The sequence below is a fragment of the Bartonella sp. CL63NXGY genome (genome assembly GCF_042194905.1).
Lineage (GTDB): Bacteria > Pseudomonadota > Alphaproteobacteria > Rhizobiales > Rhizobiaceae > Bartonella.
Window position 1 is genome coordinate 1 of the sequence record NZ_JBHINK010000025.1, and the last position, 9,775, is coordinate 9,775.

General features: G+C 36.6%; 14 protein-coding genes and 1 pseudogene. 3 read left to right on the top strand and 12 right to left on the bottom strand.

Going from position 1 to position 9,775, the window contains the following annotated elements; all coding sequences use genetic code 11:
• Position 1: 1 nt before the first annotated feature.
• The gene (locus ACFIK0_RS08490) at positions 2-562 is read left to right on the top strand and encodes a hypothetical protein (RefSeq protein WP_375663807.1); all 561 of its coding nucleotides are present in this window, start codon (positions 2-4) and stop codon (positions 560-562) included.
• Between the two features lie 9 nt (positions 563-571).
• On the opposite strand, the gene ACFIK0_RS08495 is transcribed toward ACFIK0_RS08490, so the two are convergent.
• The 9 genes and pseudogenes from ACFIK0_RS08495 to ACFIK0_RS08535 form a co-directional block, all read right to left on the bottom strand.
• A complete protein-coding gene (locus ACFIK0_RS08495) occupies positions 572-1,102 on the bottom strand; it encodes a hypothetical protein (protein WP_375663808.1) in 531 nt (176 codons plus the stop codon).
• A 15-nt stretch (positions 1,103-1,117) separates the two neighbouring features.
• Positions 1,118-1,547, bottom strand: a pseudogene (gene ssb / locus ACFIK0_RS08500) (single-stranded DNA-binding protein).
• 287 nt (positions 1,548-1,834) lie between these two features.
• The gene (locus ACFIK0_RS08505) at positions 1,835-2,572 is read right to left on the bottom strand and encodes an antA/AntB antirepressor family protein (protein ID WP_375663809.1); all 738 of its coding nucleotides are present in this window, start codon (positions 2,570-2,572) and stop codon (positions 1,835-1,837) included.
• A gap of 374 nt (positions 2,573-2,946) precedes the next feature.
• A complete protein-coding gene (locus ACFIK0_RS08510; RefSeq protein ID WP_375663810.1) occupies positions 2,947-3,267 on the bottom strand; it encodes a hypothetical protein in 321 nt (106 codons plus the stop codon).
• Between the two features lie 292 nt (positions 3,268-3,559).
• Complete coding sequence (locus ACFIK0_RS08515) at positions 3,560-3,991, bottom strand: hypothetical protein (protein WP_375663811.1); 432 nt, start codon at positions 3,989-3,991, stop codon at positions 3,560-3,562.
• A 197-nt stretch (positions 3,992-4,188) separates the two neighbouring features.
• Positions 4,189-4,635 carry a hypothetical protein gene (locus tag ACFIK0_RS08520; protein WP_375663812.1) on the bottom strand — a complete coding sequence of 149 codons (447 nt, stop codon included), beginning with the start codon at positions 4,633-4,635 and terminating at the stop codon, positions 4,189-4,191.
• Positions 4,595-5,638, bottom strand: coding sequence for a DUF1376 domain-containing protein (locus ACFIK0_RS08525; protein ID WP_375663813.1), 1,044 nt, complete (start codon positions 5,636-5,638; stop codon positions 4,595-4,597). Before ACFIK0_RS08525 ends, ACFIK0_RS08520 begins: the two co-directional genes overlap by 41 nt.
• Positions 5,628-5,975: a DUF1376 domain-containing protein gene (locus ACFIK0_RS08530; protein ID WP_375663814.1), complete on the bottom strand. Its 348-nt coding sequence runs from the start codon at positions 5,973-5,975 to the stop codon at positions 5,628-5,630. Before ACFIK0_RS08530 ends, ACFIK0_RS08525 begins: the two co-directional genes overlap by 11 nt.
• Complete coding sequence (locus tag ACFIK0_RS08535; RefSeq protein WP_375663815.1) at positions 5,935-6,438, bottom strand: crossover junction endodeoxyribonuclease RuvC; 504 nt, start codon at positions 6,436-6,438, stop codon at positions 5,935-5,937. Before ACFIK0_RS08535 ends, ACFIK0_RS08530 begins: the two co-directional genes overlap by 41 nt.
• A gap of 66 nt (positions 6,439-6,504) precedes the next feature.
• Between ACFIK0_RS08535 and ACFIK0_RS08540 the strand changes: the two genes are divergently transcribed.
• The gene (locus tag ACFIK0_RS08540) at positions 6,505-7,176 is read left to right on the top strand and encodes a hypothetical protein (protein ID WP_375663816.1); all 672 of its coding nucleotides are present in this window, start codon (positions 6,505-6,507) and stop codon (positions 7,174-7,176) included.
• 87 nt (positions 7,177-7,263) lie between these two features.
• Here the strand turns inward: ACFIK0_RS08540 and ACFIK0_RS08545 are convergent, their stop codons facing one another.
• The 3 genes from ACFIK0_RS08545 to ACFIK0_RS08555 are packed head-to-tail and all read right to left on the bottom strand — an operon-like array spanning position 7,264 to position 9,053.
• On the bottom strand, positions 7,264-7,494 hold the full coding sequence (locus ACFIK0_RS08545) for a hypothetical protein (protein WP_375663817.1): 231 nt from the start codon (positions 7,492-7,494) through the stop codon (positions 7,264-7,266).
• Between the two features lie 10 nt (positions 7,495-7,504).
• The gene (locus ACFIK0_RS08550) at positions 7,505-8,725 is read right to left on the bottom strand and encodes a hypothetical protein (RefSeq protein ID WP_375663818.1); all 1,221 of its coding nucleotides are present in this window, start codon (positions 8,723-8,725) and stop codon (positions 7,505-7,507) included.
• A gap of 10 nt (positions 8,726-8,735) precedes the next feature.
• Positions 8,736-9,053 carry a hypothetical protein gene (locus tag ACFIK0_RS08555; protein ID WP_375663819.1) on the bottom strand — a complete coding sequence of 106 codons (318 nt, stop codon included), beginning with the start codon at positions 9,051-9,053 and terminating at the stop codon, positions 8,736-8,738.
• Between the two features lie 94 nt (positions 9,054-9,147).
• On the opposite strand from ACFIK0_RS08555, the gene ACFIK0_RS08560 reads away from it, so the two are divergent.
• Positions 9,148-9,474 carry an XRE family transcriptional regulator gene (locus ACFIK0_RS08560; protein ID WP_375663820.1) on the top strand — a complete coding sequence of 109 codons (327 nt, stop codon included), beginning with the start codon at positions 9,148-9,150 and terminating at the stop codon, positions 9,472-9,474.
• Positions 9,475-9,775: the final 301 nt, after the last annotated feature.

Here is a 9,775-nt window from a genome sequence, read left to right on the forward strand (position 1 = left end):
TATATCAGCGCTACCTGCATCAGCGTCATTTGGATTTATAGACAAATTGACGCGTATGTTTACAAGTGTAGATACTAAAGAGAAGTATAATCAACTTTACAACAAATACGTAAGTGAATCATATATTGGCTCTATGCATTCTGAAAAGATACGCAAAGCAGAAGAACTTTCACTCATCATGGGCACAGAATATTCGTTTTTTAAACAGGAATATATATTGTATCGTCACATATTAGTTGTTGGTTGTGCATCCATTGTGAGTATATTGCGGGGTGATTATAATAAGGAGATGTCGCAAATGGATCTACCCAATGTAATAAAGCGTTTACGCGATGAATATGATTGGAGTGAAAGCGATTTGATGTGGGCATACGACGTGGTCAATGATAACGAGGATCCAATGATTTATTATGCAAAAAAATTTCTTAAGCGTTACGATTTCAGAAAAGAACAAGTAAATAACCTAGTATATCAAGTGAAAACAAATGATCATAAAGGTTTAAAGGAATCCATTGAATTTTGCAGAAACTTACAAACGATATACAATATAATGAAACCGTAATAGAGATTGTCATTTACGATCAAAATGTTTCTGAAGAGCATTAAGAGAAACACGTAATGAATTCACAAGATATGGTAGCATTTGATCTTCTACCACGAGGTACTGTAGTGCTGCATAAAGATTATACTGTCTATAGAGGCATTGGGCTTCTTTTAGTGCCTCTTGCGTGTTGATAAACTGCTCTGTTGCAAATGCTACCCATTTATCTCTTGCCTTATCATCTGAAGATGACGGCATTTCGTCATAAATCGCATTAGGCAAGCCTTTTGCACAAAGGTAATCGTTTCTTATCTGTAGGTACTGTTGCGCGGCGTCATATTGCTCTTGTGTAAGCACGCCTTGTAAACAAAGCCGCCCGATATAGGTACCAGAGAGCGGATTTTTTGCTTCCTGTAGCGTTAAACCAAAGCACTTTGCACGCATTTCTATTGCCAATTTATCAACGGCTTCACGCGGTGCTTTTGCACGTGATATACGTCCGTTTGGTTCTCTTACCTGCCCTTTAATTTTAGGGCGTCCCCTCTTTTTATTTTTTTTCATAACACCGCCTTTTATTTAAAAAGGAACACTGTCATTCATAACGGTATGGGGCGTATCAAGAGGTCTGTAAATGCTTCTGTCATAAGCAGATGACTGATCTTGATTATCATCATTTTTGCCATCTAAAAGCTTTAATTCGCCTTTGTACTGAGGCAATATGACTTCTGTTACATAGCGATCAACACCGTTTTTATCTTGCCATTTACGGGTTTGTAGTCGCCCCTCGATTGCCCTTATTCAGATACTGGAGAGCTATTTTTGCAAGATGTGGATTAAACACCACAATGGAATGCCATTCGGTTTTGTCTACTTTCTTATTGGTTGCCTTGTCTGTATAGCTCTCAGACGTTGCCATTCGAAAATTGACCACCTCGTCTCCAGAATTCATTGTTTTGCTTTCGGGATCAGCACCTAAATAGCCAATTAACATCACTTTATTAAGCATTTGCTTTCTGTCCTTTAATGGAAATAGTACTTAGAACAAAACATAACTCACAACTGATGGTAGTATAACACATTATGGTGTATTTTTACAAACAGAATTTATCATAACACACTGAATCTACAGTATGAATCCCATTTTTATTTTACTTAACAGCTTGCATTTTGATACGTTTTGTGCAATAAAGAGATGTTCTTTTATATTTCGGTTATTTCTTTTAATCGTTTATTTAGATCGCTAGCTGTTTTGATAATAAAAGCCGTGTCTTAAAGGACGCGGCTTTTTTTTAATTATTGCATATTTCCGTGGATTTCTTCTCTTAAATATGCTAGTCCTTTAGACGTTATCTTTGTTGATGGTACTGTTTTTTCTGTACCATCGTTTTTTTGAATAGTGATAACAGGACAATCCATAAGACCTTTTTTGATCTTATCTTGATAGGGTAACAGAGGGGCGCCAGGCGCTCTTCTGTAAACCCAATCATGTGCTCGTAAATAATCTGTTAAATCCTTAGGCCTTACTTCCAATATTTTTGCTGCCTCTATAATACCAAACAAGCCATCCGAGCGCTTTAGACCATCAAGAGCTATTGCTTTTGGTTTTAACTCTGCAATGATGATGTCTTTACGTTCATTTTCATTTTTTAGATGAGTTAATACACCTAACATTACCTGAGGACTTGAGTAATCGATTTGTTGTGGTGTTGCTGCCTGCTTTGCACGCCGCTCGCATTCAATAAAATACTCTCTTGCTTCGTGCCCTTTATCATTACGCTCGATCATTGAAAGGTGTTTTGCCATGTCTAATGTAAGAGCATAATCTTTAGAAGGACGACCTCCTGAACTTTCGCTCAAAAAAGAGCAAAAGTCATGATCTTCTTTAAATTTACATTCTTTAATACGACGAATAATCCAATCTTTAAAACTGGTTTTGACCTCTAAAAACGCATGCAAATCACGTGCATTTACGGTTTGAACTAATTCACCATCGATTTGAGTTTGGTTTATGTTAATTAAATATTGTGACATGGTACTGTCCTCTGTGAAAAATGATAGGTTTCTATTGACACACAATAAAGAATGCCGGGCGCTAGAAACACAGTTCACAGCCTGTTGTTACGCTTTTCCCATAAGGGTCTTGTATAGCGTAACCACACCCGACAATTCCCTCTTATATGCTATAAAGCATAATGGAGTCAAAACTTTATAATTTGCGGAAGAGAGATTAATTATAACCCCATCCGCTGAGAACTTTAGCGTTTCTAGCACTTACTGATTCGTTTAACAGAGTGATTCGATTGATGTCAATATGTATTTTACACTTTTTTAACTTTTTTCATTTTGATACTTATCTTATTGAATCTAAAGTTAAAAAGCAGGCGCCCCCGCCGCGCCCGTGTTATTTAAGCAGCTTCATTTAGGCTATGCACATTATCAAAAATAGGATTATAAGTTTTTAGCAATGAAACTATTGATTCAATTGGTTCGGATTGACCGAATTCTGTCATAATTGCTAAGATTTTTGTAAAATTTGGAATTTCGTTTTGTAATTTAAAAAACAAAACTTTCTCAAGAGCCCCCATAAGCTCTACTAAAGAAACGTGATATTCATTTTCAGTATCAATATCAATATTTTCACTATTAGCTTCTTTACATACCGCCATCCACAAATCACATAAGAAATCGGTGGTAATATTAATTTCGTTTTTTCCTTTAGAATTCATTTTATTAATCCTTACGAAAATATGGTTTTGAATTGACAACCCTATAAGGGCGCCGGGTGTTCAAAACACGGTCGTAAGTCCGTCGTCACACTTTTCTCATAAAGAGTCTTGTATGGTGCGACCACACCCGACATAATCGTTATATGCTAATGATAGCATAAAAGAAAGTCAGTATTTTAAGAGATGGGAAAAACCTTACGTGGTTTATCCGCTTACGATTAAGTGTTTTGAGCACTTGTCAACCCTTCTAAACGAACCTTTCCTTAATGTCAATACGTATTTTTTATTTTTTTCACTTTTTTTCATTTTGATACCTACCTAATTGAATATCTAGTGCTTTTTCTAATTCACGGTCCATTTCATCACAAGACAATGGATACCCACTCTCACCATCATTTGTTATCTCACAAATCAAACGATCTTTCTTTGCACGTTTTTTGATTTTCCTATTCACCTCATCTATCAACGCTTCAAAACCCAATACGCTCCTTGGCAATTCACCACCGTATATCCAAGCTTTCACTCGAGCCTTGGTACTGTAATCAACATTCTCAGGCATCTCATGATACTGACCACCTTCAAATTCCTCATATTCCCTCATACCATCATCATATTCGTAAAGGTTATAAAAATACTCTGCTACCCCTAATCCCCATGGTGCATGCCCCACCGCCGTTGCAACCCACTTTTTTTGCCCTTTCTGTTTACGTTTTTTTAAAAACATCTGGTTTAATATCCCCTATCTAAATCCATAACTTTACCAATGGGTTTATTTGCCTCAAAATGGACCGTACAGAAGCGTTTTTAATTTCAATGTGGTTTTTATCACAAAATCTTTAAATCGCTCTGTACGGTACCTTTCTGTCAATTTAAACGCATGTCTATTCTCAAAATCATCAGCAAACTTCACTACTTTGCTGTTTATCCTTCAATGCCCTTTAAAACCTCTTCAAGACTTCTATGAGGCTTTTCAATGCGTTCTGATGGCATCGGTGCCTTTTGATTTGTTCCCTTTTCAGGCTTTTCAAGGCTCCTAAGAATGTGCTTTGCATGAAAGCGAATATTGCCTTCAAGCGTCTTACAATAACGATAAAAATCTGCTGTTGAGGGCATAAAGGTCGAATTTAAGCCCTCGGCTTTGCCTTTCAAAGCGTTCTTTGTTGCCGTTTGCAATACCCAGCTGCTTATGCCTTCAAGAGCGTAAAGATACGCAAGCGCTGTCGCTTTCTCATCTGATCCCATGGGGCTCTTAAGTCCATTTGAAAGGACAAGATACGTTGTTTGAATTTCTTCTTCAGTCGCTTTCTTTTCAAGCTTTTGCAATGCATCATGGACTAATGAGGTAATTCTCTCCGCTTCTGCAATCAATGGTTTTTGCCCTGTCTTCCAATGGAATGGTGGTTCGGTTGTCATCCTCGAATAAAAATTTGTACACACTATCTGAATTTTTGATATTGGACATGTGCTGTGCAACGCGATAACTCCATCCACGCTGCTGTTCTGTTGTTTCAGTGCTTGGCTTTCCATAGTTTTTTCCTTTTTGTAAATCTTCAATTGCCTTTCGTACCCAGTTTCTCCACGTTGCTTGCCAATCGATTTTGGTTGCATTTGCTCCGGCTTTTGAACGCCAATAATCTCGAAATTTTGCGATTTCGACTTTCACACGCTCTGGAGGCAAGCCCTCTCTAATCGCAAAATCGCAATCGGGTTCAAAATCCGCAGGCAATCGACAACCTCTATCGGTTTTGACCCGCTTGGCTTTCTTAGGAACGTTTTCTTGCTCGTGAATGATTGATTGGTTGGTTTGCTCTAATTGGCTTTCAACATCACACTCGATTGGCTCGTCAACCAAATCGATTGTTTCTAAATCTTCAAAATCAATTCCTTTTTTTAATAAAACGTTAGTTTTATTTTTTTTATTATATATGTTTGTATTGTTTGTTATAGCATCACAAGCATCATGCTTAGCATCCTTAAGCATATTGTTAGCATCATGCTTAATATCACAAGCATCTTTTGTATTTTTATCCCATCTTGCCTTCGCTGCCTTCTGCGCTCTCTCTGAAAACTTATTCAAATTCTCATTAGAGTTGTTGAGTTCCTCTTCAACCTGTAAACTCCATAAACGACCGTCTTCTAAACGTATCAGTTTCTCATCACTCAATAAAAAATCTAGCGCTTTATTAAAAGCTTTTACTGAACAACCAGAAATGCGTGCTAATATAGAGGCATTCTCAAGAATTGGCTGTCTCTTCTTATACATAAGCAATATCAACATCATATAAGTCGATATTTGATGCGACGTCATTCCACTAGCATCAGATACCCAATCAGAAGGAAAACAACGAACCCAAGCTAACTTAGTTGACATACTTCACCTCCTTTTCTTTATTATTATTAAAGGCAAAATTATCTAGCTCTTCACTGAGGTTATTGAGTTCTTCTTCAACGCGCGTATTCCACAACCCACCATCTATCTCAATAATTTTATTATCTCTTATTAAATATTCGATAATCGTTGCAAATTTTTTTTGCGAGCAATTGCAAGCGCGTGCAAGCGTTTCAAAATCTGTTTTAATTGGTGCTTTTTTGTCATACATGCGAACAAGAAGTGTTATATAAACGCCCCGTTGCTCCAATGTCATTCCATCTGTACCACTAATCCAGTCATACAAATGAAATCTGATCCACGGCATACCATTTGACATACCCCAATTCCCTTTCTTTAACTAAATATAAAATTGCTAAAGCATCTGCTTCGTTATCATCACAAGGCGCATGACCTTTGGAACATATCGCCTTAATCATCTCTTCTTTCGATGCATTCCCCTTGCCTGTCGTCGCTTTCTTAATCGTACTTACTGGTATCCCCTCATACGGTATCTGATGCTGTTCACACCACGCCGTTAACGTTGCTAACAAACCACCGTAAACATGCGCTGCATCTGTACCAACATGCCGACGCACCTCTTCAAAATACACCGCGTCAATTTGACCTGCTGTCTGTTTTATTTCTGATAGCCATTGCTTAAAGCGCAAGTAACGCATTCCACCGCCTTCAAAACGGCGCGATTGAAAATTCACGGTACCACTGAACATGTCACCACTTGCACCACGTATCGCCCACCCCGTTTTGGTACCTAGATCAAAACAAAGAATCGTGTTAATCACCGCACCTCTCCACACAAAACGTATTTTATAAAATTACTGTTTTCCCAAAGCGGAGAAGAAAGCGATATGAGAAATATGCAAGAAAATTTTGTAGAATTAACTGACATTACAATTAACATGAACAATAAATTGAATAACATTGAAACAGAACTCGCAACATTCAAAAGACAAAGTATATTGAAAAAAGACCTGCCCCAAATGATAAGAAATTCCTTAGAAACTTTGTGGACAGAAAACATAGCAGAAGGTTTAGGACCAAAGATGAAAGTTGAGATCTTTAATCTTAAACCTGAAGATCTATCACCAGAAGGTATTCTCATAGAATTTTCCATCAAAAACCCCACAGACCGACCAATGAAAATGAACTATATACGAATAGATGAAAATAGCCCTTTCGAATTCGTTCAAGCATTCTATCCAACTCCTTATCCATACTCTCAAAGCTCTCCAAGAAGCATTCTTAAAACATCTCCCAAATGTATCGATTTAATAACTCCCGTTACAACAAATCCTGTCATCCAAAACAACGTATTAGAAAGAGGAATTGACCTATTTACAGTGAATGGTGGGTATAGTTTTCAATGGGAATTAAAAATTCGCTCCATAGAAACAGAAAATCATGATAAACTATCCGTTCCGATCTTTATCTTAGAACATACTTCATCATATGACCCACATGAAACACTTGAAGTTCGCTTTTGGCCCAGCTTTTTTCGAAAATTAAGTCATCAACGATGATAATCTTATAAGATTGGGAATTAGGTTTTACTTATCTTCTCACCTATTAAGGTGAGAAGATAAAAGTATTTATTAGTTTGTTCTTTTTCATGAATCATAACCTCCAAAGGTTCCTATAACTCTTCTTTCCTGTACTTTCTTTTTCAACTCTTCAATTGACATATTTAACTTTACAATTAATATATCTTTTTCCTTCAGTTCTGTTTTGAGCTCTTGTTCTCTATTGCGATAGAGCAAAACAAAAAAGAACATAGCGATAACACAAAAGAACATAACCGCATTGGTAGTAAAAAACGTAATAATTGCTACTAAGCCCATCTCTATCACCTCACTTACCATTCTTCTCAGAAGAGTTAGCTTTATTACTGGAATGCATTTCTCCACTATTAACTAAAGTGCCGCCACCAATGCTTTCTGTCACAACACGTACATCACCACGAACAGTTGCATTTTCATAAATATTCGCAGTGCCATAAATTAATGCCTCTTCATAAACTTGGGCATTGCCATGAACTTGTGCATTCTGAGTAACGGTCGCATACTCGTAAACTTTGGCATCCTCATAAATCTGTGATGAACCCCAAATCTCTGCATTGTCATAAACATGGGCATTGCCATACACCTTAGCATTCCCACCAATAACTACATTTCCATAAGCCTGTGCTTTGTCATAAACTTGAGCATTGGAATAAACTTTAGCATTACTAAAAACCATAGCCTCTCCCCCAACCCAACAGTTATCCTCATGACTAAGATTTCCCTCTTTCGCTATCCAGCCTCCTAAATCCCCTTTCTTAACAGTGCCAAAGTCTCTTAAGGCGCGAATTCTATGCAAAACATGAGTACAACCATCTTTTTCACCATTGTGTTTGTATTCTTTGATTTCACCAGTAAATTCATATTTCTTAGTTGGGTCAACTGCTACAATATTAGCTGTAAGTTCAATGACCTCTTGTTTAAGTTTTTCAATTTCCTCATCACGTGATTGAATATCTGCTTTTTGTGCCTCTACAATTTTATCTTTCCGTGTAAGGGCCTTATCATACTGATTGATCATTTGATTCTGTGTTATAATCTTCTTATCGCGTTCTTTAATTATAATATCGTGTCTCTCAACGGCATTATTACAATCTTCAATTGCTCTATTCTGCTCTTTAATCGCAGCATCGCGTTCTATAACTGCTCTATTTTGCTCTTTAATCACAGCATCGCGTTCCATAACTGCTCTATTCTGCTCTTTAATCGCAGCATCGCGTTCCATAACTGCTCTATTCTGCTCTTTAATCGCAGCATCACGTTCCATAATTGCTCTATTCTGCTCTTTAATCGCAGCATCGCGTTCCATAACTGCTCTATTCTGCTCTTTAATCGCAGCATCACGTTCATGAGTAAGCTCTACAGTTTCCTTTGAAAACTCACTCTTTATCTTTTTTGCCTGCTCTTTTAGATCTTCAATCTGACAGCGATAAGAGAAAACAAATCGCAGTATCACTCCAGTGATAAAAAACATTGCAATAACTACTATTGGTAAAATTTCATTTGAACTCATTTTTATCTCCTTAATGCTGCAAAGTTTCTCCGGTGTGATCAACACCGCAGCTCTTGCTAATTTTCGACAATGGAGGGTGTTGCTCTTGCATTAATTTCTGCAAGCGATCGGGATAAAAAAAATCTTCTGGACGCAAATCTATCCCATGGTCACGGGCGTAGGCTAATAATTGCGCCTGATAAATTGAAGGAAATAATCCATTAGCACCACCCTTCTCTTTAGAATAAGTGATACGATAAACAGCGCCTTTACATTTCTGCAAAATACGCGAAACATTAACAGCCCCTCCTAAATATTTTATTATGGTATACGCAGGTTCTTTTTTCATAACAATAAAATTTCATACTTCATGAATTTTATCAAGGTAAAAATTCAGTTTTTTTTTATTGATTTTTCATATCACATGAAAGAGCCTTACTCTTATGGAATCGGAACAGTTAAAGGCATGGCTTAATGAGCAATTAGCTAAAAATGGACATGGCAGCAAAAAAATGCTGGCTAAACACTTAGGGATATTGCCATCTACTTTGTCCAACATACTAAATAATTCAGCAAAAAATAAACCAATAAAACCTAGATTAATAAGAGCGGACGAACTAATAAAAATTATTGATTTTTTTGGTGAAATTCCACCTTTTTTAATAAAAGAATCTGAACAATTTATTCGTCTTTATTATCAAGCAAAACCTGAAGTTCAGAAAGCTGTTTTAACGATTCTTCAAAACTCTTGTTCTTTAGACAAAGAATAATAGCTGCCATCACTTTTTATCTCCATAATTCCAAAGTTTTTCTAACATTGTGTTATCCATAATTATTTTTACCTTTACAAAATTTCATATTTTATGAATTTTTCTATTGACTACGTTCATTAAATATGAAATATATAGACACCATACCCCGAAAAAAAAAACCTATGTCAAGGCGTTTTTTTCAAAATGTATTTAAATATTTTGATATGGAGGCATTTGTGAATAAACCAGTGTTTATAAATTCTGATGAAATTCTCTTAGTGATGTGCGAAAATGAAGAGCAAAATCTCGCTAAATCTGG